Origin of the sequence: Rhizobium sp. AB2/73 (genome assembly GCF_020871915.1) — a bacterium.
In the GTDB taxonomy this organism is placed as follows: domain Bacteria; phylum Pseudomonadota; class Alphaproteobacteria; order Rhizobiales; family Rhizobiaceae; genus Rhizobium; species Rhizobium dioscoreae.
Genome location: NZ_CP067073.1, coordinates 600,417 through 624,040, shown reverse-complemented (window position 1 = coordinate 624,040; position 23,624 = coordinate 600,417). Strand labels below are relative to the sequence as shown.

The following is a 23,624-nucleotide window of genomic DNA, read 5'->3' as shown; positions in this document are numbered from 1 at the left end:
GGCGGAAATACAGCTGCATGACGCCGTGGTAGTTTGCGGCGATATTGAGGCAGAGCAACCGGATTGCCAGACATGAATGCCATGGGGCTCGTAACACTGATTGTAGGAGTTGTTGCGCTGACCGCGCCTGTGCGATGGTCATTCATCATCATGGTTTTGTCGACGGTATTCGGTGCGGCGGCGGCCTTCAGCATACCCGGTCTTGGCGGTGCATCGGTACTCGTTCCGAGCCTGTTTCTGATATTCTTCGCCGCACGGTTGTTTGCGGCCCATGGAGAGGGGCCGTTCCTCGGCGCCCTGGCTCCCTGGCGCCCTGGTTTCTTTCTGCTGCTTCTGACGGCTTTCGGAATCTTCTCTGCGATTTTCTTCCCGCGCATGTTCCAAGGCATGACGCAGACGATGACGGTCGAACGATCGATAGGGGCACGTAACCTGATCGCGTTGGTGCCGTTACGTTTCTCTTCAAACAATATCACTCAATCGGTCTACGCGGCGGGCGGCCTCATCTGCTTCATGACGACCTTTGCCTTCTTTCGGCGTCAGGACACCCCTTCGGCCTTTATCAATGGCGTGCTGGTTGTCGTCGGTGTCAATCTCAGCTTCGCGCTGGCCGACATAGTGACCCATTTCACCCATACGGACTTTCTGCTGAGTTTCGTGCGGACAGCCAATTACGCGCTCCTGACCAATGCCGAAAAGGGCGGCCTGAAGCGCATTTCAGGAACGTTTCCCGAAGCCTCGGCCTTCGCCGATTTCACGCTCGTGCTCTTTGCCATCGTCACCAGCCTCTGGCTTGGGGGCATCCGCTCGAAGGTCACCGGCACTTTTTCAGGTCTGCTGCTGGTCGCGCTGATCCTGTCGACGTCGGCGACCGCACTTGTCGGGCTCGCCGCCATCCTGCCGATCCTCAGCCTTCAGTCGTTTCTGGCCTCCCGTCGCGAGCCTGGCGCCGGCCGGCCCGTCCTGATCGTGTCCATTCTGGCCAGCATGCCGCTCGTCATCTTCTTCGTTCTCATCGTCATGCCGGATCTCGCGCATAATCTGCAAGATTTTCTGGACGAGATGCTCTTTTCGAAGGCCGATAGCCAGTCGGGGCGGGAGCGCTTCATGTGGAACGCCATGGCTTACCGGGCCTTTCTGGACACGAGCGGCTTTGGCGCCGGCCTTGGGAGTGCCCGGGCATCGAGCTTCGGTCTGGTGCTGCTGTCCAATATCGGCGTCTTCGGCACGCTACTCTTTGCGATGTTCGTCGCTCGGCTGCTCTTGGCCGACATGCGCGGCTCGCATTCATCATCGCGGGAAACCACCGCGGTTCTGCGCGCTGCCAAGGCCGGGATCATCACGGTTCTCATTTCAGCGGCCACGTCCGGTACCGTGTATGACCTCGGACTGATGTTCTATATCCTCGCAGGCAGCATTTCCGCGCTGAGTGCCGAAGCACGGCAGATCCGGGGCGAATACACCCCGCGGCTGCGCACCATCGGGGAGATGCAATGAAGGTTGTCGTCTTCAACGTCAAATACAGCGAAAATCTCGGGGACGGGCTGCTTGCGGAATGCGTCGAATCCGCCTTGGCGAGCGGCAGGGATGAGATCGAAGTGGAAACGATCGACCTGGCCGGGCGACAGGCCTTCGCGACAGGTCATGGCGGCCGCAGACGGCTCGTGCTGGGATTGCTCCATCGACTGCCCGCCGGCGCCCGTCGGCGGCTCGTTCGCGCCGTACTGGAGCGCAGGCTGCGCGCGCTTCGCGGACAATGGGAAGAGAAGGTTGCGGTTGCCGATGCCGTCGTGATCGGCGGCGGGAACCTGTTTCAGGACGATGATCTCAATTTCCCGCTGAAGATCGGCGCGGTGCTCGATTGTGTCGTACGGTACGATCGGCCGCTGGCGATCTATGCTGTTGGGGTCGGCAGCCATTGGTCGGAGCCAGCATATCATCTCTTTGCCCGATTGAAGCAGGCGCGCCTTGTTCATCTTTCGGTACGCGACGGCTTTGCGCAGGATAACTGGCGTGAGCACTTTCCCGATGGACCCGATGCGAAGATCGTGCGTGATCCCGGACTGCTGATACAGGCCTCGCCGGGGCATGAAGGCGTGCGCGCTCCGTCCAAAGGCCCTTTTACCATAGGTCTGTGCGTGACGGATCCCATCGTCCTGCATCGGCATGGTGCCGTTCAGGCCGATGGGATCCCCTTCGCCGATGTTGAAGCCTACCGCGATCTGATCGAGCTTCTCCTGGATGATGGCCAGCAGGTGGTCTTGTTCTGCAATGGAGCCAAAGAGGATCAAGCTTTTGCGGAGCGTATCGGCGCTTCGGTCGCCAGGCAGCGTATCGCCAAATCCGGCACTCTGCATGTTTGCAGACGCCCGCGGCTTCCGATCGATCTCATCCAGATCATCCAGTCCCTGGATGTGGTTCTGGCTCACAGATTGCACGCATGCATTGCCGCCTATGCGCTCGGAATTCCCCATGTCGGCTTGGCTTGGGACAAGAAGGTCGAAGGTTTCTTCAACTCGGTCGGGCGCGAAACATACTTCATAAAGGGAATATCGCCGCCGCCGAAGCACGTCGCCCTGCTCCTGAAGGCGGCGCAGCAGGAAGGCATAGAGGCGCGCCGCCATCGCGACACGATTTCGGAAGCCCGCGCCGGAATCTCCAACATGCGGCGACATCTGGTCGAGCGCGACCAATGCGCTATGTCGCGGATATAGGTGCACGCATAACGATACAGGAAGCCGATAGTATAGAATTTGTGACGCGGGCGGAAATACTAAAAATTATACATAAAAATCTCGAATTTTGTTCCGCCATGGCGGTAAAAATTTGAGGAACAACGGATATCAATTTACAATAAAGACATCGTTGATTTTCTATGGTATTGAATACTTGGAACTCACGAAAAGTATATTTTCGAATGGCCCCTAGAGCATTCAAAATATGCTTTTCGTCCGAGGAGATGACGGCATGGCAGCGCAGCTTTCAATTGAGCATATTCGCAGCCTCGGTGGCGTAGCGCGGACCTTTGTTGCAGGTAGTGTGATCTGCGACTACGATAACGATACGCCACGCCTACTCTTTGTGCTCGATGGGTGGGCCTCGCGCAGCAAGATGCTTCCGAACGGCACGCGCTTCATGACGGAATTCGTGTTGCGCGGCGATATGATTTCGACATCCCTGACGGCGCTTTCGCGCGAGACCGTGCGGGCGATCACCAATGTCACGGTGATGGTCTTCCCTGACTTCACGTCGCTGCCGAAGATCGAAGCGCCAACGTTTTTCTATCGTATCGTCATTGCTGAACTGGTGCGGCATCAGGCGCGCATGTCTGAGAGGCTCGCCAATATAGGACGCCGCGACGCTCTGGAGAAAACCGGCTACCTGCTGCTCGAGCTCGGGGCACGCATCGGCACCTCGCGGGACTATGCAAATGCAGAATATTTCGATTGCCCTTTGACCCAGGCGGATATTGGTGATGCGGTTGGCTTGTCGACGGTGCACATCAACCGCGTCCTCAGGGACATGCGTGAAGCCGGCCTGCTGTCCTTCCGCAACGGCGTTGTCGCCTTTCTCGATCGGCCGCGGCTAGCCGATCTCGTCGACTTCGACGAGTCCTGTTTCGACACAACTATGGTTTGAGCAATGCTTTGCCTCTATTATTAATGGAGCAAGAAAGAATTATTTTATGCAATATTTAAATTCATTATTAACATATGTTAATGCGCGGAAAAACAAAATAAGCAATTACTACGGTAACATAAACCTAAAAAGAGGGGACAAATATGGGAGCTCAAGAAGATCCTCGGCTTAAACGGATGTTATTCTATTTAAATCGAGTAAATACTCTAAAGGTTGCAAGAAATACAAAGGCCATTTTAAAAGTTGGGGGTAACGGCCATGATTGGACAATCGCTCACAAGTGAAAAATTCACGTCAGACACGGGCGCACGCATCATTTCAGTTCGGACATCCGACACGTTGAGGCCATTCATCGCATCCGGCACGCCCGGGATCGATGAATGGGAAGACTATATTCTTCTCATAGATTCTCGCGCTCTCGATCGCGAGTGCCTGTCGAAAAGTCTGACCGAATGCGATAGCGCCATGCATATCGTTACCGTGGGTTCGCTTGACGAATGGCAGATGCGCAATATGCAGGTATTACCGTCCGCGGTTCTCTTCATGATCGGCGGCCGTAAGGTTTCCGACGCGGATGTCAGTGCCAAGATCTGCGCTCTGGTGGAAAGATTCCAGACGAGTCCGGTGATCGTGGGCGCTGATGGCGATGAGCTTGCGCAGTTGCTGCATGCGCTGGAGTGCGGCGCCCGCGGCTACATCCCGACCAGCGTCGGAATCAAGGTCGCCGCCGAAGCGGTGGCTCTCGCGCGGGCAGGTGGTGTCTTCGTGCCGGCAAGCAGCCTGCTGGCCGCCAAGGAGGCGATCGCACCCGTGGCCAGCCGCAACTGCTGCCTCGATAGCCTGTTTACGCCACGCGAAGTCGTCGTCGCGGAGGCTTTGAGGCGAGGCAAGGCAAACAAGATCATCGCCTACGAGATGGATCTTTGCGAGAGCACGGTCAAAGTGCACATTCGCAATATCATGAAGAAACTAAACGCGACGAACCGAACGGAAGTTGCCTACAAGATTCGGGAACTCGTTCGATAATAAGTCGGCCGCGGCCCACCTACCATGTAAAATAATGCCGGGAAACGCCGTGTCGCTCCAGCTAGAAGCCACCGGCCCCCGGCGCCGGCGCACAAGTGACCTGCAGGGCAGGTTCGCAAAGCCTCGGCTGTTGAAGCTGCCGTCGGTCGATGGAAAAGCGCCGGCGGCTGATCGCGGCCAAAAGTTGATATAGCAAGTTCGGAATTCCCGCGTATTTGAGCTGCCGGGCCTGTTCTAAGGGGCCGACCAACAGGCATTTCCGCCGGAGTTTGAGTTTACTGCTTTTGCACGATGAGTGGAGCTTTCACACGCGTCGACGACGGAATCTTAAAAAACCAATCCGACAAATGGCGATGCTGTTTGGTGGCCGAAGTTCGCGCGGGCCAGCTCAATGTTGTACCACACGCAGGGAAGCGATTTCCGCGGGCTTGTCGTCGATGATCGCACTCACGGTCAGAAGGCCCGGCTGACGCAATCTCAGCGGTGAAAAGACAAGGCTGGCGCCCACGACGACATTGATCGGGATATCACTCGCTTCCGCGTTCTCCATGACATCCTTCTGCTCGCTGAGCTGGGTGGCGTCCAATCGCTCTTCAAGAAGCGGCTGACGGTCGCCGGGCGCGGTGCAGCGCAAAACGATCGATCGGTAGGGTTCCGTCGCCAAGGTGATCAGATTCACATGCACGCAGAACTTCGCCAGTGTAAAGGGAAATTCCGGCAGCATCAGGACGCCGCTATAGACGCCGATGAAGCTGAGCTTTTCGCCGATTTCCGTGCGAACGTCGTCGCAAAATATGCAATATCCATAGCGCATGTGTTTCAATCGTCCCGATCGTTGTTGCTGCGAGCAATTATCGTGCGGATGGCCCTTGATGAGCTCCAGGAAACGGTCCCGCCGGAACGAACCGGATGGATAGCTGCCCGGGTCTCCGGTTCGGAGAGGCCACTACCGTCTGCCGTAGACCCCTTGGGATCGCACAGCTCAATGTGGATCTCTTTGTCGAGCGCCCAGGCGAGATCCGCGATCGAACGAAGCGGAAGCTCTGTTTGCCCGCAGAGATAACGGTTCAGATCCCTTCGGCTGACGCCGACCAACTCCGCAAGTCGCTGCTGAGTAAACCCTTTCTGCGATCGCCTTTCGAGGACGGCGGCGGCCAGGTCGCTGCGAACATCTGCGATGAAACGGCTGGCCGCCCGCGCCCGCGCCCCTATCTCAAACCGAAATGACATCTTCCGGATTTACTCCCTCTACGCACAACGCATCATCCACACCAAGCGTGCGGCGCAATCGACGCACCTCCAGCCGATAGCCGCGGTAAAGATCGTGATCCTTCACATGGTCGGCCCAGTCCCCAAAGACAGCGACAAAACAGTCTCGCATGACGAACCAGCCGAATATGCGGAAATCGACAGTCTTCAGTTCCCAAACCGCATTTCGTTCGACCCGGATTGCCCGGAACTGTCGGCAATGAATGAGCGGTTTCCCTGAAACGAATGTATAGAAAAGAAAATCCAGCTGCTCGACAGGTCTGAGGACCGCACCGAGCGGAGATGGTTCGTCTTTGCTTACGCGTTCGCTCAACCAGTTCACGAAGCTTGGTGTCGCGAAAAGCAGTCGCTTGGGTGACTGCTTTCGACCAAGCTGGATCTCAACTTTAACGATTGCTTCGGATGCCACGAGACTGTCAAACGTAGCCATAGCTGTCAACTAATCCATTATCATGTGGCAAGCCTTTCATCGAAGCTATCTATGAGTAGCATGAATTGCTGCACACCTGGATTGTATTTATCTAGATTTCATATGGGTTAGAATGCCTAATCAAAGAAGAGTATAGCTCATACGTCATAGCGATACACATCTAATCCGTTACTCATTTCGAAGTAGGCGATTTCTATTTCACATAGATCTGTGTTGCTGTCTTAGTCCGAACGGTTCTCTTGTTCGGCTCTCCTTCCGCGGCCTATTAAAAAGCTCGAGGGCGGCGAATGGTCGCTTGCCCCGTCATGGAGAACAGGGAGGATCACATGAGGACGATTGGAGCTCTCGCCGTCTTGCTGGCAAGCACGTCTTTGACATTTGCCGGGCCCCCGTCGCCGCCAGCCGAAAATGAATCGTTTATCGGCCAGGTGGGTGCATTCAACGGTGCTTTCGTCAGTCAGAACACTGGCAATAATGATGCTCTGACATTCCAGAATGGTGTCGGCAACTTCGCCGTCACCAATCAGGACAAGGCCAAATCCAACACATCAGCCATCTTGCAATTCGGTGACGGCAACGTCGCCTTCGCCGACCAGAAAGGCAAGACGAACGATCAGAGCACGTTCCAGGCCGGCGTCATGAACTTCGCCTCGACCCTGCAGCGGGACGGCGCGGATAACAACTCGACGATCGCCCAGTTCGGCTTCGGTAATTCCGCCTTCGCGGACCAGTCCAAGGGAGATAACTCCCAAGACACGCTGCAGGTCGGTGGTCTAAACTTCGCCTCGACGACCCAGACCGATGGCAAGCATGGCGGAAACGACTCCAGTACCATGCAGTTCGGCTGGGGTAACGGCGCCATCGTCGGCCAGGACGGCGGCGGCAACGACCAGACAACGCTGCAGGTCGGCGCCGGCAACTTTGCCGTCACCTCTCAGTTCGGTGTCATCGGCTTCAACGGCAATTCGTCGTCGACGACCCAGTTCGGTTGGGGCAATATATCCTTCGCCGATCAGGCGGGCGGCAACAACTCGCAAGACACGTTGCAGGCGGGCGCGCATAATTTTGCCATGACCGGCCAGTCGTCGTTCTTCGGCACGAACAAGGCGACCACGGCGCAGTTCGGTGTGGGCAACACCGCTCTGACATCCCAGATCGCCAATCCGCTCGGCTCCAACAATTCGATGATCGTGCAGGCCGGCTATCGCAATACCGCGATCGCTTCGCAATCGGGGCTGCAGACAGTGTTCCCCGTCAGCGGTTCGAACCTTCAGGGAACCATCCAGATCGGTTCGGGAAACTATGCCGTTACCTCTCAAACCAGCTCGAGCGGCCTGACGAACACGTCGGTTACGGCGCAGTTCGGCTATCGCAACACGGCCGTTACGGTCCAGCACTGAGTTTGCCGATGGAGGAGGCGAAAGCAAATGTCCGCCTCCTCCTTTAATGCGGCTGAACCAGCCATGTATGCCGGAATCAATGTCGGGCGATCAACATCCATTTTGCTTCTGAAATCCTTCTTGTCCGCGGCCTTGTTGTTCGCGTTCGCCGTCCCTGCCTCGTCTCAGGCCGAGTTTGAGTGCCTGATCAAAGCAGACAGGAAGGACGAGTTTCTTATGGTGCGGGCGATTGCAAAGTCGGTAGTAACAGTATCCGGAACATACAGGCTGGTTCTTTTCAAACATAACGCAACAGGCTCAAGCCAGAGCATTCAGCAAGGTAGCTTCGCATTAAAGCCAGGAGCAGAGAACCTTCTTGCCACGACAATGGTCGATGCAGGAAACGGGGTAGAACTGAGTGCAAGGCTATTGATCGAAACCGATCGAGGTATATCACAATGCAGATTGCCAGAATGAAACGCCTGAACGATACGAAATCCGTGCTCGGCGCCGCTCTCGTCTTGGCTGCCTCGTTCTGCCAGATTGCAACGGAATGTCGAGCCGAGACGGCCTATGTCGCCCAGATCCCGGTCAATGTCACGACGACTGCGCAACTTGGAAATCTGCCGCCTCAACAGCAGCAGCAATATCATTCTTCGTCATCCCACCTTTCCGCAGGTATGGCCGCTACGCCGGAAGCGATCCTGGTGCCGCGAGGCAATAACTTGGCAAGGACGCTGGAAATAGGAACGCGCAACAGCGTGTATCACCTTCAGTCAGGAACGGGTAACAGCTCGACTGCCGGTATCATAGGGAACTACGGCAATATCAACGTCCTGCAGGGCGGCAATAATCTGAAGTCGAATGTCGTATTGCTGAATGGCGCAGGCCTGAACGTAAGCGTTCTTCAGCCCGCGGGTTCGGCACCTGTCAATGTGCTGATCGCACGTTTACCGGGTGGTGGTTTGCTCATCAAACGTTGAGTGGGCGCAGCAGCCTTTGAAAATAGGGGAGGGGAATAGCAATGAGAATAGATGCGGCAATGATTACAGTTGGTCTGGCGGCCCTGATGGCGGCGCCGGCCATGGCGGGGCAATTGGTCTATCAGCCGACCAATCCGACATTTGGAGGCAATCCGTTGAATGGTTCATTCCTGCTTTCGACGGCGCAGACGCAGGGCGCCGGCGTCAAGTCGGGGCAGCAACAGACGCCGGATCTGTCCGGTCTCGATAAGGCCTTGAGCAATCTTGGGAACGTTGATCAAGGTACGGGTTCAACCGGAACATCTCCGGTCATCGTGATCCAGAGCGGCCAGGTGCCGGCCAATCCTTGAACCAAATTGATTGCGTCCTCGTTCGGTGTTGTTGGGAGCGATTTATTCGAGCGGCCATGTCACATGTTGGTTTTCCTGTCGCAGCCATCCTATGCGGATTGGGTCTTGGTGGCTGCGCCGCCGCGGGCAGCAGCCTAGACCCGATGAGCACTCCAGCGACGCTTATGCCCGCCACGAAGTCAGGTGTGGCATTGGAGAGTCTGCCGCCGCCCATACAGAAGCTCGATGTGGCGGTCTATTCCTTTCCCGATCTGACGGGACAGAACAAACCAAACGAAAACTTTGCCGAATATTCCCGCGCTCTGACGCAGGGCGGCGCGCAGCTGTTGACTGACGTTCTGACCAAGGCTGGTAACGGCAATTGGTTCAATGTCGTCGAGCGTACCGATCTGCAATCGCTGCTGCAGGAACGCCAGATCATCCAGAACACGAGGTCGGCGGTTTACGGCGCGAAGGCTGGCGGCATCCCGCCGCTTCGGTTTGCCGGAGTGCTGCTGGATGGCGGTATCATCGGCTATGATTCCAATGAAACGACGGGCGGTATCGGTGCCAATTATCTCGGGATCGGCGGGAACACGCAGTACCGCAAGGACATCGTGACTGTATCCTTGCGGGCCGTCAGCGTCAGTACCGGGCGGGTGCTAGCCTCTGTCAGCACGACCAAGACGATCTATTCCGTGCAGTTGCAGGGATCGGCGTTCCGTTTCGTCGGTGTCGATCAACTGCTCCAGATCGAGGGCGGTATTACACGAAATGCACCCACGACCTTGGGCGTCCAGGAAGGCATTCAGCTCGCAGTCTATTCGTTGATTTTCGAGGGCGTAAGGAACGGGCTGTGGCAATTCAGGGATGCCGCCGCCGGCGCGGCGTTCATGCGATATCTGGACGAGCATCAAAGAGCCATGACGTACAAGCTCGATGCCAACGGTCGGCCGATCGGCCCGGCGGTCGCCGTTCCCGCCGCCAGCGCGGCGCAACCGGCCGTGGAGGCTACCTCCCAGCCCATCCTGGTCAAGGACAGGCCGAAGAGCTCATGATCGTTGCCGGCGCCAAATCATTTTTTCCGGCAGATTTCAGATTGCGCGTTGTCAGGTCCGCAGGTCGCAGCTCCGTTCTGGGTGCTGGTATTCGGATTTGGTTTGACCGGAGCCTTGGCGGTGGGTCCTTTCTCCAGGTTGCCGTTCTTCCTCGGCGGAATACGTCCTTTCACCTGGGGAATTTGGGTCTCTGAAAATCCGGAACGCCGGATGATGGGTTGACTGCTTGCTAGGACATCGGCTGAGCCGAGCGTGCCGGCAAGAAGCAAGATAGTCGTAACAGCAATGGTTTTACTGGGATGCATCATGTCGATATTGCTCCTCAATCGCAATCTTGAGCCGATATCGAATTATCGGCTCCGAACATGCCGCTCTCGAAGTTTCAGCTGGCCGAAGGCCTCTCAGTTTCATGCTTGCTGCCGCTCCTATTGGCGGTCTTGTTCTCGCCGCGCGCCTGGGGCGGTCGCCTGGTGCTTTGATCATTGCCTGCCGCCAAGATACAGTCAGCGTGATACCGCGCCTGCCCCAACCGTTGGCAAATGGCCATCGGCCGGTGCGGGTGCAGCCCGCTCGGTCACGCCATTGCCGACATTCGGAAAAATGCTGCCTGCCAATCGGACGTTCGCCTGCGTTCGTGATGCCTGCCTTTGCTTGTGCGGCATCACCCGGCGGTTAATCGGAGATCGAGGCACGGGCATGACGGATGTCTCCGGCAGCTGTTCGACGAAGGCAGGGTTTGCTTCCGCGGAGGGAGCCTGTTGCAGATAGCTTTCGTCGCATACGGCTCCATCGGTCAGCGCGAGCATGGCGATCAGGGAGTAGCCGACAACGAGTCTTGATGTCATCTGAATTGTTCCCTTGCGTGTGATTGAATATTAAACGGCTATATTTCTACATCGAATAACTGAATTGAAAATTCATCGAAATTTTATCTTTCTTTAAATGTAATTTTAAACTGATCTATATTCGACATTATTGCAATTGTACTGTAAAATTGCAAACAAAATCGGGAGGATGACATGAATTTATATTTGAAGGCATTCGTGTCTTGTGTGGTTTTCTCGCTTTGCGAAGCGGGTGTATCCTCCACGCTCCGGGCCGATGATAGTTCAGGGGCGCCGCAATCGGGGTCTCAAAATGTGACGCCGGATGCCGGCAAGAGCGATCCATCCAGAGCCGCGGCGCCGGCTCCGGCTACATCAGCGCCAGCCGGTCCGCAGATTAGCGAGCAGAAGTTCGATGCGTGGATATTGCAATGTTCGGCCGACAAAACGATGAAGCCGCGCTGTCAGATCGTCTACCGGTTGACGTCACCGGATCAAAGGCAGGTGTTCATGGTCATCAGCATGGCGCGTTCCGCGGACAAGAAGATTGGCATGCAGATGGCTCTTCCGCTTGGTTTTGCTATTCAGGGTGGTGTGAAGATTGGCTTCGGCAGCAAATATTCGACGATGGCGAAGGTATCGCGCTGCACCACGCAAGGATGCCTGGTGGAGGGATTGTGCCCACCCGCGATGCTTGCCGCCTTGATGAAGGAAAAGTCGGGAAAAGTCTCGATCCGGATGATGCAGGGAAACATGGCGGAGCTTCCGATCTCTCTGACCGGTTTCGGCGCCGCCTTTCAGGCTATGCAGGCGGATAGCGGATCATGATCAGGACGCTTCCGTCCGCTCGCACGTCGCCGTTTTTACGACTACAAAGAGAAAGCTTTTGATATCGCTGCCAGCGGCCGCTTGGTGATCTCCGGAAATTCGGGATCTTCCCGACTTCCCGAGAATTGGCCCGCTCCATATCCTCGCGTGTTTCCGGAAGGGCGGCGAAGGCGGCCGCTCGCACGATCTCCTTCGCCGCTTCATCATCAGTCGACGCTACGTTCCATTTATCGCCTGCAGGTCGGCGACATCGATGCCGTGCGTGTCGAACCACCATTCCGGTGGCATGTCGGGATATTTTTCGCGAAGGCGCAAATATTTGGAGCGCAATCGTTCCTGACGCACGACTTCCTGTTCGAAATAGGGATGGTCCAGTGCTCCGCCCATCACATGGATGCGGCGGAGGAGCTTTCGCAAGACATATCCCTGCTCCTTGTTTCCCGGCTTGTAGCCGCTCTCCACGACCCGCATGACGGTATCTTGCAATGTGGCCAGAGCGTCATCCGGAGGCGTGCCGTTCACGATCATGTCGAGGCGTTCGGCGCCGAAACCCACGTCGATACAGGTTCCGAGCGGATTGACGATATTCCCGATCTCGATGCCATCCTTGTAGAACTCGGTGCAGTAGCCGCTGACGTTGCCGTCGCTCCAGGTGCATCCTTCATCCGGAACGATAGGAATGCGATTCCGATAAAGCGGCGTCCAATCCTCCAGTCGGTCCGGATGGATCGTGACATGGTCCGGGACCAGGCCGAGCGTCCCGAGAAACTCGATCCAGAAGTCGATGGCGTCGCCGACGGTCAGTTCTCGAAACGAGAAAAGCCCCAGCATCGTGAAGTGAAGGAAATGCGTTCCGTCCCCGATCTCATCGAGATCGCCCATTCTCAGGCAGGCCTGAGTGTTGGCGACGGTACCAATATGGGAAGGGTCGGAGAAGAGTGGTTTGTACTGCTGCATCCCAGCGCTGCAGAAGAGCGTGGTATTATCGTGCGGCCGTACGGAGTCTATGCGTGTGAATTTGATGCCTTTGGAAAGGCAGAAGTCTTGGTATTGCTGGATCAGGCGTCCCGCGATGACATAGGCAACCTCCTTTGCTGTTCGTGTGCCTTCTTAGAACATAGCGACACGATGTGGGATCTGCAATGCGCAGACACGAGTTTCACCTTGCCAGGCGGAAGTGCATGCCGCTTCAAGTGGCGGATCTTCTTCACCTTTGCTACATGCCTGTCTTGCTTTTGTTGCAGATCAGGTCCCGAGGTGCCGATGTTTATTTTTTGACGGGAGCGACGAGATTGCTTCGTCGATCGGTTTGGTGTACGGCCTTGGCCCACAATGATCGCAAGCGATCGCCGCGCGACGGTCGTTGTTCTCAGAGAATGCCAGCCTCTCATCAATGCTGATTGTCCATCAACTGCGCTCCGTCTTCGAGCACACACTGAAATATCATGGTTAAACAGACAAAACCCTTCGTTATCGAAATCAAATCCTCCCGCCGAACCAAAGCAAAGCCAGTCGAATTGACAAGATCGATCTGGGGAGAGCTTGCAGCCGATCTCAAGCAGACCCTGGCGATGGAGCAGGAAACGCAGTCAAGCGCGTCTCAGCTCGCGGATCGCGCGGCGCTTCCGACACCGGATTCCGAGACGGTTATCGATCATGATGAAGCGACGGCTCCGCGGCCGGGATTTCAGTTTCTTGAAAAATGGATTGCAAGGAAGGCTGAGAAGCCGAAGGCCGGCACGCAGGGCGTGGTCGAGGCGTTCCTCGCGCGGCTTGACCAGCAAAAGATCCTGCTTGCGGAGTTTCAGTCGGATCCCGACGGTTTCAAGCGCTGGCGCTCGGCGTGGTTTCGCAAGGTCACCGGTGGTTTCGGCGTGAGCGTCAGCCATGACCTGATCGATGCTGGTGGCGGTTTGCGATATGTCGTCGTCGATACGCTTGATGGCGTCTCTCAGTTTCTTGATGATCTCCGTCATCACGCGCAAACCGATCTGAATTTTCAGCGAGCTTTGGAGCTGAACCGCATGCAACGCGCAGCCCGGCTGACTGGCGGCAAAGCAATCTGATGGCTTTTCGGGACAAGGGTATGTCCCAGCTCAAAGACCCGGACTGTGGCGCGATCCGGCGGAGCGGCTTCAGCCACTTAACGTCCTGATCTTCGGTATCCTCGTCGTAAAGCCGCCATCTGCTTTCGCGCATCTGGCTCGTGGTTTCGAGTGCAGGCGGACCATCTATCGGTGGCGTCTCAGTATTTCACGTTCTTCCGGTGGACGTGCCATGCGGCGCTCCCACAGGATAAGCAGGAAGCTTGAGGCGATGATGATGAGGGCCCCGGCAAAGACGTTCGTCGCCGGAATCTCGGCCCAGATCACATAGCCGTACACGAAAGCCCAAACGAGGCCGCTATATTCGATGGGCGCCAGCGTCGAAGCGGGTGCGTATCGAAAGCCTTCGTAGAGCAGAAACTGCCCAATCGTCGAGATAATGCCGAGGGTCAGCATCAGTGCCCAGCCGCTCGCGTCAGGGGTCTTCCATGTCCATGGAAACGACAGGGCACAGGCAATGCCGAATATCAGGCTCGTGGCATACATCTGGGTAAGCGTGGTCTCGCTTCGGCTGACGAGTCGGATCAGGATCGTGCTCCAAGCCCAGCAAAAACCCGCGACGATGCACATGGCGGCGGGCAGGAGGTTGGGCGAATGACTTGGATTTGCCGCGATCGCCACCCCGATGAAGCCTCCTATGCAGGCGATCCAGCGGCCCGCATGGACCTTCTCCTTGAGAACGACGATCGACAGAACCACGACGATGATCGGCGCCGAAAAGTACAGTGTCGTCAGTTCCGCCAGACCCAGATAACGGGCCGCATTGTAGAAGAGCAGCCAGGCAAGCAGCATCAGCCCGGCGCGCAGGACGACCGTGCCGCGATAGGGGCTTTTGAAAATTGAGGGATGGCGCCGATAACGGACGAGCACGCCTGCGACCAGCACGATGACCAGACTGCGCATGAAGAGGATCTCTGGTACTTCGTAGCTGGCGACCAGCCACTTCACCATCGCGTCCTGAAGGGAAAAGCAGGCATATCCCGCGCAGGCGAGCGCGATCCCTGCAATGGGTCCCTTCTCACGGTTTCCGGAAATCATATGGCCTCGCAGGGTATGTCGAATCGATACGGTCGCTTGCCATTGCAGGAAGCGGTTCGCGGTATGGTGGCGCGAGCGATCCTCTGGCTAAGCGCTTTCCCTCGAACTGACAAGAGAGCTCGAAATCATCATGCTGCTTTTATTACGCTTTTCGTGAACGATTCCGTTGGGATGGAACGAAACGCCGTCTGCGATGTTCCCCAACTGGAAAATCCCGGTGGTGGCATTTTCTGGGAGGACATCGTGCCTGACCTTAGTGAGATCATGCGGGTGGAGGTGGATGGGCTGGATATTGTCGTCCGTCTGGTGCTGGTTGTCATTGCCGGAGGGCTGATCGGCGTCAATCGAGAGATGGGCGGGCATGCGGCTGGGTTTCGCACGACGATCCTGGTCGGGCTTGCCGCGTGCCTGTCGATGATCCAGGCCAATCTCCTGCTATCCACATTGGGCAAGACGTCACAATCGTTTGCCTCGATGGATGTGCTGCGCTTTCCGCTCGGCGTCCTCACCGGCGTCGGCTTCATCGGCGGCGGCGCCATCCTTAAGCGCGGAGATCTCGTCACCGGCGTAACGACGGCTGCGACCCTGTGGATCATGACGGCCGTTGGCCTATGCATCGGCGGCGGTCAACTGATTGTCGGTTCGGCCGGCGCCCTCATCGCCTTTGTGGTGCTCTCGCCGTTTAAACAATTCGACAGGCTGATCCCTCGCAGGCAGAAGGCGCGTATCGTGATAGAGCTGCCTTGCGATGCCGGCGTTGGGATCACCGATATGCAGGCAGCGCTTGAACCGCTCGGCTATGTCTTCTCTTTTGTCGGCAAGGCGGCGGGCTCGACCGAGGCCACTGCGCATATTTCCTACGAGGTGCGATGGCGGCAGGCAGGACTGGATGGCGGCGGTGCGCGGCTGCTGGCATCCCTTCAAGAGCGTTATAAGGTCGTGTCTTTGGAAATGCTGACGAGTGGAACTTGATACGACCCTCAACATCGGAACATTCCGGAGCGGTGAAAGTTTGTCCCTAATCAAAGAGGGAGAAAACCATGACCGAAACCAAGCAACAGACAAGGGCAAAGGATTCTCCGGATCGCGGCGATATACGCACCCTTCAGGCGCTTGACCAAGCCGCCGGTGGCTCGGGGGATGTCGCAGCCGAGGAGACCAGGCGACCTTCGTCAAAGGAAATTCGGCCTGAGCAGGGTACGGATGACGCACGCTGCGAGGATTCAGCCGAATCCGACCGGCAGCGCGAGCAAACGGCCGATGAAATTTCCGTCAGGATTTCCAATGTCAGGACGACCTCCGGGTCAGGGGAGGCCGGGGACGACAGAATCTCCGAAGACCCGCCAGCCAGAACCTCCGGGCCGACCTCGGAAAGGACCGATGAGGAAATTCGTACCGAGATCGAAGGCAGGCTGAAGGCCGACCGATTGCTAAACGAGGCGAGCATCTTCGTCACTGTCAGTCGCGGGCGAGTCGTTGTCGAGGGGTCTGTTGAAAATCACGAAGCCAAGCAGCGCGCCGAGGCGATCACCCGGCAAGCCAGCGGCATAATCGGGCATGACAGCAATCTTACCGTGCGCAAATCCGCGTAGGATCAGGACTTCGACATGCGAATGCTGCTGCTCCTCATTTTCGGCGTGATGATCGCGTCCATTCTGGGGATTCTCGTCATTAAGCCGTTTACGTCGAGCGATCATCGAGATTCTGGCGCCGTTACGCACGGTCCCATAGAGCAGCCCGAGCCAAAGCCGTAGGAAAGATCGGCTCTACTTGTCTGGCTGTTGGCCGTTTTGCTGTTCTTTCGGCTGGTCGCCAGGCTTGATGACAGGCGTGTTGCCGACCTGCGGGGCGGGCTTTTCCATTTTGCTGTCACCGACAGGCGGTGGTTTCAGCACGCCGCCGCAGTCGGACAGCTTCTGGCTGGGATTGCCGTCCGGCGTGGACGTCCGCCCGCTTTCCGCATGCCTGTTGTCAGTCTGCCGGTTGGTATCCTCTGCCTTGCATCGATCGTCGTTCGATTGTTGTGCGAACACGAAATTCGATGACATGACGGCCGCTACCGCCGTTATCAGCAGGAAGCGTCCGGATTTGGCCACCGCACACCGGGTATTCGAAAGGAGCAACCGATCAAACCGGGGCGGAGATAATAATGGCGGTGACGCCAACGATTTCTTCGGCGGCACCGCGCTAGTGATAATTCTTGCCATTGTTCACCTCGATGACGGTATGCATCGTCGTCGGACGCGGCCGGGACCCACGGTAGAGCATCAAAGGCCCATCCCTTTCCGTCTCCTCGAATGTTGGAAAGGTCGCAGATCGGATGGGTAGGAAGCTCGGCTGCCGTTTCGTTGGCCATGGAGAGAAAGCGGAAAAATCTCCATATTCTTCAGCACCATCACGTCCGCTTGGCACGATCTGTAACCTCATGAGGCTAACGCGGGGCTCTGCGCATTGTTCCGGTTTAATGCCGATCGGATGCGGGTGCTCCTTTGATGGAACCATCTTTCGACGTCTCTGTTAGGTCCATATGGAATTTGTAGAGATGGAGCTTGCCATGGCATTCGAGGAACCGAAGAAGCCCCAGGATCAGAAGAAGCCATTGTCCGCGACCGAGGCCCGCCAGGGGGTACGTGGCACGCATTTGTCTACCATCTTGATCACGGCATTGGTTCTGGCGGCAATCGTATGGGCCGGCGTTGAAGTTTGGGGCCGTTACATCGAGCCAAGCAAACCGCAGAACCCGGCGCCAACGATAAGTTCCTCCAGCGGCCAGCCGCAGGCAGGCACGATCGACAATACGCCGCCGGCTGGGCAATCCACACAGCCCGCTCCAACCGATCGTACGGAGAACAATCAGCAGGGCACGAAGAGCACGCCGGCCCAACCAAATCGCGACGGAACGCAGAACTAGCGGGCAGGCTTTGGAATTTCATAGGGATCAATGTGTATAGCGGATATCCGTTCCCCCTTTAAGGGATCGGACATGGGAACGGCTTGCTGGCGGAAACTGCCGGAAATTATCCGACGCGGCGATCCTCGGAGGGAGTGTCTTCCTCGGATTTCTGAGCGTCATTCTTGGGCGGGTTTGTTGCAGCCCTCCGCCGAAACCTTGCGAGCACTTCTTCTCCGTCCACGGAGGCTCGCGTTCTCTCCATGATCTCGCGTTCCTTGGCCGCCTGCTCCCAGTGATGCTGGCTGCAGCCCCAGGGACGGCCGGCTGCTTCCCAAATGGCGTAGGCCCTCTTGCTGATCCACTCGAACCGTTCGTCCGTCATTTTTTCCTCCTTCATGGACGCTCCCACAACTGCCGGTGAGTGCGATTGTTCCCTATTGGGAACAATAATGATTCTGATGTGTTCCACTTTAGGATCAGAAGTTCACAGGCTCATGAATCCATGACAGCAAGAGGAGGATCGAATGGCTTTGACGTTGATCAGCAAGGCCTTTGCTGAGAATGCGCCGATACCGAGCAAATACGCGCTGGACGGAGAAAATATATTCCCGCCGCTTGCCTGGGGCGGCGCTCCCAAAGGCACCCAAAGCTTCGCCTTGATCATCGAGGATCCGGATGCGCCGGCGGGAACATTCCGCCATTGCGGCATCGCCAATATTCCGGCGGAGTGGAGCGGCTTGGTTGAAAACGTGGATGCTATGCAGGAGCAGGCGCTGCGTTTCTACAAGAATGATTTCGGCAATGCCCGTTACGACGGTCCGCGGCCTCCGGCAGGCGATCCGCCGCATCGGTACGTTTTCCGGCTTGCCGCGCTCGATGTACCGCGGATGACGCTTCCCGAAGCCGCTGGCGCGGAAGCCATGTGGCAAAAAGTGAAGAAACACATGCTTGCAGAGGCAAGCCTTACTGGCAGCTACCAATCGTAAGCCATGCTTTGCAAGCAGACACGATCGGCGGTTCCTGCCGCCGAGGGATGGTTGCCATGAGCAGAAGAGACCAAGACGGTGCGCACAAACAGGAACCGCGCACGTTTTCTGCGGAAGATGCACGCCAAGGCGAGATCATCCTGAAGCGACGGTGGCAGCGTCTGGTGTTTATCGGCGGACTTGCCGCCGTAGTCCTCGTTATCCTGCTGGTGCGTTTCGCTGGCTAGGCCGGCAAAATCCCAACCTAATTCGAAGGAGATATAATCATGCCAGCAAAATCGAAATCACAGCAAATGGCCGCCGGTGCGGCGCTTGCCGCCAAACGCGGCGAAAGAAAGAAGAGCGAACTGAAGGGGGCATCGAAGAGCATGGTCGACTCCATGAGCGAGAAGGAGCTTCACGACATGGCCTCGACCAAGCAAAAGGGAAAGCCACAGCACGCGTCCAAGTCCTGAGGTCCGGGAACGCTGCACGGCGGTATTCCGCTGCTCTATCGCTTCCACCGCCAATTTGAGACTTCCGGCATATCCTCGCCGTGCCGGCGGACGTAATCGTGATGTTTGGTGAGTTTTGCTTTCAGGCCATCCACGACCTCCGGCACCTTTTCCGATAGGCCGGGAATACGATTGATCGCCTCCAAGGCGAGATGGTAGCGATCGAGTTCATTCAACACGGTCATATCGAATGGCGTGGTCGTTGTGCCCTCTTCGATGAAGCCGCGAACATGGATGTTGTCATGGTTGGTCCGCCGATAGGTCAGCCGGTGGATCAGGTAGGGATAGCCGTGATAGGCGAAGATCACCGGCTTGTCGGTGGTGAAGATCTGGTCGAATGCCTGGTGATCGAGACCATGCGGATGCTGTTGTGGGTCCTGTAGAGCCAGGAGATCGACCACGTTGACCGTGCGGATCTTGAGATCGGGGATCGCCTCGTGCAGCAGCATGACGGCGGCAAGCGTCTCCATGGTCGGGACATCACCGGCGCAGGCCATCACGACGTCGGGGGCGATGGTGTCGTCTTCGTAGCTCGCCCAATCCCAGATGCCGACGCCGGCCTTACAATGGGCGGCCGCTTCGTCGATGCTGAGCCACTGCGATTCCGGTTGCTTGCCGGCGACGATGACGTTGATCCGGTCATAGGTCCTGAGGCAGTGATCACCGACCCACAGCAGCGTATTGGCATCCGGCGGCAGATAGATGCGCACGATGTCGGCCTTCTTGTTGGCGACGAGATCGACGAAGCCCGGATCCTGGTGGGAAAAGCCATTGTGATCCTGTCGCCAGACATGCGACGTCAATAGATAGTTCAGCGACGAGATCGGTTTGCGCCAGGGCAATTCGCGCGAAACCTTCAGCCATTTGGCATGCTGGTTGAACATGGAATCGACGATATGGATGAAAGCTTCATAGCACGAAAAAAGCCCATGCCGACCCGTGAGCAGGTAGCCCTCCAACCAGCCCTGACATAGATGTTCGCTGAGCACCTCCATCACCCGCCCGTCGCGGGACAGATGGACGTCATAATCCTCGATCGCCTCCATCCAGACCCGATTCGTGGCTTCGAAGACGCTGCCGAGCCGGTTCGATTCCGTTTCGTCGGGGCCGAAGATGCGGAAATTCCGCTTGGCATCATTGAGCTTCAGCGTGTCGCGTAAATAGTGCCCCAGGATTTCGGTGGATTGTACCTGTTTGCTGCCGCGCTCGCCGATCTCTATCGCGTAGTCCTCGATGGAGGGAACCGAAAGCTCCTTGCGCAGCAGGCCGCCATTAGCGCGGGGATTGGCGCCCATGCGCCTTTCGCCGCGCGGCGCCAGCGCTTGCAGCTCCTCCTTCAGCCGCCCGCTATGATCGAAAAGATCGTCCGGATCATAGCTGCGCATCCAGTCTTCCAGGATCTTGCGATGCGCCTCGTCGCCGCGGCAATTGGCGACCGGCACCTGATGTGCCCGCCAGAATCCTTCCACCTTCTTGCCATCGACCTGCTTGGGGCCGGTCCAGCCTTTCGGGCTTCGCAACACGATCATGGGCCAGCGCGGCATGCTTTCGGACGACGTTTGTTCGCGTGCGTTTCTTTGTATGCCGCGGATGCGGTCGAACACCTGGTCAAACGTGCCGGCCATCGCCTGATGCATGGTGGATGGTTCATGTCCCTCGACGAAGAAGGGTTCGTAGCCATAGCCTGAGAACAGCTTGCGCAGATCGTCGTCGCTTTCCCGGCCAAGGACCGTCGGATTGGCGATCTTGTAGCCGTTGAGGTGGAGGATCGGCAATACCGCGCCATCGCGCGCCGGATTGAGAAACTTGTTCGAATGCCAGCTCGCGGCCAGAGGTCCGGTTTCGGCCTCGCCATCGCCGACGACGCAGGCAACAATCAGATCGGGATTGTCGAAAGCGGCGCCGTAGGCATGTACCAGCGCATAGCCCAGTTCGCCACCCTCGTGGATGGAGCCGGGCGTTTCCGGTGCTGCGTGGCTCGGAATGCCACCTGGGAAGGAAAACTGCTTAAACAGTCTTTGCATGCCTTCCGTCGTCTCGGAGATATCCGGATAGATCTCGCTATAGGTACCCTCGAGATAGGTGTTGGCGACCATGCCGGGACCGCCATGGCCGGGGCCGCATATATAGATGACGTCGAGATCGCGCGCCTTGATGATGCGGTTGAGGTGCGCATAAATGAAATTCAATCCGGGCGTCGTGCCCCAGTGGCCGAGCAGTCTCGGTTTGATATGCTCCGGTTTCAACGGTTCGCGCAGCAGCGGATTGTCCATCAGATAGATCTGGCCGACCGACAAATAGTTTGCCGCTTTCCAGTAGCGGTCGATCAGGGAGAGTTCCTCGGGCGAAAGCGGTGTGGTCACGGCATTCATCTGCGTCTCCTCGTTTCGTCAGGCGATGAGGGCAAGCGCCTCCTCGGCGATCACACGTTCCTCGTCGGTCGGGATCACGAATAGCTTGATGCGGCTGGATGCCGCGTTGATCGAGGTCAAATTGCTGTCATTTGCATTTTCATCGATCTCGATACCCAGCCACTGCAACCTTCGTGCGACACGCGTCCTGATCTGCGGCTGGTTTTCACCGATGCCGGCGGTGAAGACTATGGCGTCGAGACCGCCAGTCGTTGCGCATAGCCGCCCGATCTCGCCTGAGATGCGCAGGCAGAACAAATCTATGGCCTCGGCTGCTTCCGGGCTCTTGTCATCGAGCAGAACCCGTGTGTCGCCGCTGATACCGGAGACGCCGAGCAGGCCGCATTGATGATAGAGGAAATCCTCGATCCGTTCAGGCTGCTGAATTCCCGTTCTCATGAGATAAAGCAGGGCGCCTGGATCCAGCCAGCCGGGGCGGGTTGCCATGGGGATGCCGTCAAGCGCCGAGAAACCCATGCTCGTGTCGCGACTGATGCCGTTTTCCATCGCGCACAGGCTGGCGCCGCTGCCGAGATGGCAGGTGACGACCTTGCCCTCCGCTGCTTCCGGATCGATCTCTCGAAGCTTCGCGGCGATGTATTTGTAGGAGAGCCCGTGAAAGCCGTAGCGGCGCACGCCGTCGTCATGCATGGCGCGCGGTATCGCCAGCCGCCGCACGGCATCGGCTTGCGACGAATGGAAGGCCGTGTCGAAGGAGGCGGTCTGTTGGACGTCCGGCCTCAGCGTTTGCATCGACCGAATGGCACGCAGAGCCTGCGGCTGGTGCAGAGGCGCAAGAGGAACGAGCTTCTCGATCCGCTCGATTGCGGCATTATCCAAGAGGGTAGCCTCCTGAAACGCCATGCCGCCGTGGACGACGCGATGTGCGACCGTCCGGAGCCTGCCGGGAAGATGAGCGAGCATATGGTCCAGCGTTTCGGAGACCACGGAGACGAACTGCGTGTCGTTATCACCCCTGATCGTCTTCTCGTATCTATCCGTTCCGATGGAGTAGCGGAGCATCAGCGGGCTCTGATCGAAATCGATCTTGCCGCGGCCGACATTCCTTGCCCCTTCGGTCGCCAGCTCGAAGACCCCGATTTTCAAGGTCGAGGAGCCGGCATTGAATGTCAGCAGGACATCGTCGGACATGTCAGCCTCGAGTGGAGAGTGTCGACCACCGTAAGCTAGCGCACTCCAGCCCGGAGGCAACCGGGCATAGGGCCGCAGCTTCTCTTATCGATACCGGTCTGTCGCATAACGCTTCCGTTGACGGCCTGTTCAAGAGAGCTGCGCACTCCGCGTGTCGTCAGATTTCCATCACATCCTCGAATGCTTCGGGGAAGCTTTCGCGCGCCACTTTCTCGTTGATGACGAGCATGGCCTCATAGGAGAGCGGATCGAAATCCTTGGCGGCGGGCAGCACCTCCCGTCCGAACAGGAGGTTCAGCCGCGCAGCATCGAGATTGCCGCGCTCGAAGGGCTCGGCTCCAAAATGATGCCAGAGCGCGTGCAGGAATGCGGCATCGATCAGATGTTCCTGCGATCCTGGCCGCGCACGCCGCGGCAGTTTCTTGATCGGCGTCACGCCCTTGGGATTTGCGCGGCGAATGGTGAATTGCACCCCCGTACCCGGCATGCCGGAAGGAAAGCCGCGGTGTTTCGTCATATCGGGAAGCTTGCCCATGGCTGCTGCTCCTCTCTTGATTAAGCAATCGGATGGCGCCTTTTCCGATGTCAGGCAAGCCGATGCGATGGAGAAGGCCGTAGCACCTACTCTGTCGTGATTTCCCTCCGCCAGTCAATTGTGGGACGAGGTTTCGTTGTGGAAGCGACGCCATCCTGGCTCGGTCGCCGCCAACGTCGCAAGACAACATGAACAGCGTGCAGGTTTCATGGAGGCAACATGCAGGCTCGGTGGATCGATTCCCA

28 protein-coding genes are annotated in these 23,624 nt (G+C 57.5%); 17 read left to right on the top strand and 11 right to left on the bottom strand.

Features of this window, described 5'->3' with window-relative positions:
• Positions 1-72: 72 nt before the first annotated feature.
• The 4 genes from I8E17_RS28930 (at position 73) to I8E17_RS28915 (ending at position 4,665) form a co-directional block, all read left to right on the top strand.
• Entirely contained in the window at positions 73-1,497 is a 1,425-nt protein-coding gene (locus I8E17_RS28930) for a hypothetical protein (RefSeq protein ID WP_219511746.1), read from the top strand.
• Positions 1,494-2,714: a polysaccharide pyruvyl transferase family protein gene (locus tag I8E17_RS28925; protein WP_069615130.1), complete on the top strand. Its 1,221-nt coding sequence runs from the start codon at positions 1,494-1,496 to the stop codon at positions 2,712-2,714. Before I8E17_RS28930 ends, I8E17_RS28925 begins: the two co-directional genes overlap by 4 nt.
• Before the next feature lie 253 nt (positions 2,715-2,967).
• The gene (locus I8E17_RS28920; RefSeq protein ID WP_069615131.1) at positions 2,968-3,639 is read left to right on the top strand and encodes a Crp/Fnr family transcriptional regulator; all 672 of its coding nucleotides are present in this window, start codon (positions 2,968-2,970) and stop codon (positions 3,637-3,639) included.
• A 258-nt stretch (positions 3,640-3,897) separates the two neighbouring features.
• Complete coding sequence (locus I8E17_RS28915; RefSeq protein WP_069615132.1) at positions 3,898-4,665, top strand: response regulator transcription factor; 768 nt, start codon at positions 3,898-3,900, stop codon at positions 4,663-4,665.
• 388 nt (positions 4,666-5,053) lie between these two features.
• On the opposite strand, the gene I8E17_RS28910 is transcribed toward I8E17_RS28915, so the two are convergent.
• On the bottom strand, positions 5,054-5,479 hold the full coding sequence (locus tag I8E17_RS28910) for a hypothetical protein (protein ID WP_069615134.1): 426 nt from the start codon (positions 5,477-5,479) through the stop codon (positions 5,054-5,056).
• Positions 5,480-5,878: 399 nt separating this feature from the next.
• Entirely contained in the window at positions 5,879-6,364 is a 486-nt protein-coding gene (locus tag I8E17_RS28905) for a hypothetical protein (protein WP_069615136.1), read from the bottom strand.
• Between the two features lie 326 nt (positions 6,365-6,690).
• Between I8E17_RS28905 and I8E17_RS28900 the strand changes: the two genes are divergently transcribed.
• From I8E17_RS28900 to I8E17_RS28880, 5 genes are all read left to right on the top strand, one after another.
• On the top strand, positions 6,691-7,764 hold the full coding sequence (locus I8E17_RS28900; RefSeq protein WP_112723832.1) for a hypothetical protein: 1,074 nt from the start codon (positions 6,691-6,693) through the stop codon (positions 7,762-7,764).
• Between the two features lie 27 nt (positions 7,765-7,791).
• Positions 7,792-8,220 (top strand): curli-like amyloid fiber formation chaperone CsgH, encoded by a 429-nt coding sequence (gene csgH, locus I8E17_RS28895; protein ID WP_069615138.1) that lies wholly within the window; start codon positions 7,792-7,794, stop codon positions 8,218-8,220.
• A complete protein-coding gene (locus tag I8E17_RS28890; protein ID WP_113367477.1) occupies positions 8,217-8,726 on the top strand; it encodes a hypothetical protein in 510 nt (169 codons plus the stop codon). The genes csgH and I8E17_RS28890 overlap by 4 nt, the downstream gene beginning before the upstream one ends.
• 41 nt (positions 8,727-8,767) lie before the next feature.
• The gene (locus tag I8E17_RS28885) at positions 8,768-9,076 is read left to right on the top strand and encodes a curli assembly protein CsgF (protein WP_229002215.1); all 309 of its coding nucleotides are present in this window, start codon (positions 8,768-8,770) and stop codon (positions 9,074-9,076) included.
• 143 nt (positions 9,077-9,219) lie between these two features.
• On the top strand, positions 9,220-10,113 hold the full coding sequence (locus I8E17_RS28880) for a CsgG/HfaB family protein (RefSeq protein ID WP_229002214.1): 894 nt from the start codon (positions 9,220-9,222) through the stop codon (positions 10,111-10,113).
• Positions 10,114-10,130: 17 nt separating this feature from the next.
• Here the strand turns inward: I8E17_RS28880 and I8E17_RS28875 are convergent, their stop codons facing one another.
• Complete coding sequence (locus I8E17_RS28875) at positions 10,131-10,421, bottom strand: hypothetical protein (RefSeq protein WP_141720100.1); 291 nt, start codon at positions 10,419-10,421, stop codon at positions 10,131-10,133.
• Positions 10,422-10,616: 195 nt separating this feature from the next.
• Entirely contained in the window at positions 10,617-10,958 is a 342-nt protein-coding gene (locus I8E17_RS28870) for a hypothetical protein (protein WP_112723827.1), read from the bottom strand.
• Positions 10,959-11,132: 174 nt separating this feature from the next.
• On the opposite strand from I8E17_RS28870, the gene I8E17_RS28865 reads away from it, so the two are divergent.
• Positions 11,133-11,765 (top strand): invasion associated locus B family protein, encoded by a 633-nt coding sequence (locus I8E17_RS28865; RefSeq protein WP_113367474.1) that lies wholly within the window; start codon positions 11,133-11,135, stop codon positions 11,763-11,765.
• Between the two features lie 216 nt (positions 11,766-11,981).
• Here the strand turns inward: I8E17_RS28865 and I8E17_RS28860 are convergent, their stop codons facing one another.
• Complete coding sequence (locus I8E17_RS28860; protein WP_113367473.1) at positions 11,982-12,839, bottom strand: alanine--tRNA ligase-related protein; 858 nt, start codon at positions 12,837-12,839, stop codon at positions 11,982-11,984.
• Positions 12,840-13,210: 371 nt separating this feature from the next.
• Between I8E17_RS28860 and I8E17_RS28855 the strand changes: the two genes are divergently transcribed.
• The gene (locus I8E17_RS28855) at positions 13,211-13,831 is read left to right on the top strand and encodes a hypothetical protein (RefSeq protein WP_069615143.1); all 621 of its coding nucleotides are present in this window, start codon (positions 13,211-13,213) and stop codon (positions 13,829-13,831) included.
• Between the two features lie 165 nt (positions 13,832-13,996).
• Here I8E17_RS28855 and I8E17_RS28850 read toward each other — a convergent pair whose 3' ends face one another.
• The gene (locus I8E17_RS28850) at positions 13,997-14,908 is read right to left on the bottom strand and encodes a DMT family transporter (protein WP_113367472.1); all 912 of its coding nucleotides are present in this window, start codon (positions 14,906-14,908) and stop codon (positions 13,997-13,999) included.
• 264 nt (positions 14,909-15,172) lie between these two features.
• Between I8E17_RS28850 and I8E17_RS28845 the strand changes: the two genes are divergently transcribed.
• Both I8E17_RS28845 and I8E17_RS28840 read left to right on the top strand, forming a co-directional pair.
• Positions 15,173-15,880, top strand: coding sequence for an MgtC/SapB family protein (locus I8E17_RS28845; RefSeq protein ID WP_113367505.1), 708 nt, complete (start codon positions 15,173-15,175; stop codon positions 15,878-15,880).
• Positions 15,881-15,948: 68 nt separating this feature from the next.
• Positions 15,949-16,500 (top strand): BON domain-containing protein, encoded by a 552-nt coding sequence (locus I8E17_RS28840; RefSeq protein ID WP_113367471.1) that lies wholly within the window; start codon positions 15,949-15,951, stop codon positions 16,498-16,500.
• A gap of 174 nt (positions 16,501-16,674) precedes the next feature.
• Here the strand turns inward: I8E17_RS28840 and I8E17_RS28835 are convergent, their stop codons facing one another.
• Entirely contained in the window at positions 16,675-17,115 is a 441-nt protein-coding gene (locus I8E17_RS28835; protein WP_229002213.1) for a hypothetical protein, read from the bottom strand.
• Positions 17,116-17,462: 347 nt separating this feature from the next.
• Here I8E17_RS28835 and I8E17_RS28830 point away from each other — a divergent pair, with 347 nt between their 5' ends.
• Complete coding sequence (locus I8E17_RS28830) at positions 17,463-17,819, top strand: hypothetical protein (RefSeq protein WP_083258313.1); 357 nt, start codon at positions 17,463-17,465, stop codon at positions 17,817-17,819.
• A gap of 106 nt (positions 17,820-17,925) precedes the next feature.
• Here I8E17_RS28830 and I8E17_RS28825 read toward each other — a convergent pair whose 3' ends face one another.
• On the bottom strand, positions 17,926-18,183 hold the full coding sequence (locus tag I8E17_RS28825) for a DUF2934 domain-containing protein (RefSeq protein WP_113367504.1): 258 nt from the start codon (positions 18,181-18,183) through the stop codon (positions 17,926-17,928).
• Between the two features lie 142 nt (positions 18,184-18,325).
• Between I8E17_RS28825 and I8E17_RS28820 the strand changes: the two genes are divergently transcribed.
• The 3 genes from I8E17_RS28820 to I8E17_RS28810 are packed head-to-tail and all read left to right on the top strand — an operon-like array spanning position 18,326 to position 19,242.
• Complete coding sequence (locus I8E17_RS28820; RefSeq protein WP_069615147.1) at positions 18,326-18,787, top strand: YbhB/YbcL family Raf kinase inhibitor-like protein; 462 nt, start codon at positions 18,326-18,328, stop codon at positions 18,785-18,787.
• 56 nt (positions 18,788-18,843) lie between these two features.
• Positions 18,844-19,014: a hypothetical protein gene (locus I8E17_RS28815; protein ID WP_176728046.1), complete on the top strand. Its 171-nt coding sequence runs from the start codon at positions 18,844-18,846 to the stop codon at positions 19,012-19,014.
• Between the two features lie 39 nt (positions 19,015-19,053).
• Positions 19,054-19,242 carry a DUF3008 family protein gene (locus I8E17_RS28810; RefSeq protein ID WP_095438378.1) on the top strand — a complete coding sequence of 63 codons (189 nt, stop codon included), beginning with the start codon at positions 19,054-19,056 and terminating at the stop codon, positions 19,240-19,242.
• A gap of 35 nt (positions 19,243-19,277) precedes the next feature.
• On the opposite strand, the gene I8E17_RS28805 is transcribed toward I8E17_RS28810, so the two are convergent.
• The 3 genes from I8E17_RS28805 to I8E17_RS28795 all read right to left on the bottom strand — a co-directional run bounded on the left by I8E17_RS28805 (position 19,278) and on the right by I8E17_RS28795 (position 23,379).
• On the bottom strand, positions 19,278-21,653 hold the full coding sequence (locus I8E17_RS28805; RefSeq protein WP_113367468.1) for a phosphoketolase family protein: 2,376 nt from the start codon (positions 21,651-21,653) through the stop codon (positions 19,278-19,280).
• Between the two features lie 18 nt (positions 21,654-21,671).
• A complete protein-coding gene (locus I8E17_RS28800) occupies positions 21,672-22,844 on the bottom strand; it encodes an acetate/propionate family kinase (RefSeq protein ID WP_113367467.1) in 1,173 nt (390 codons plus the stop codon).
• A gap of 157 nt (positions 22,845-23,001) precedes the next feature.
• On the bottom strand, positions 23,002-23,379 hold the full coding sequence (locus I8E17_RS28795) for a hypothetical protein (protein ID WP_069615151.1): 378 nt from the start codon (positions 23,377-23,379) through the stop codon (positions 23,002-23,004).
• Positions 23,380-23,624 lie beyond the last annotated feature (245 nt).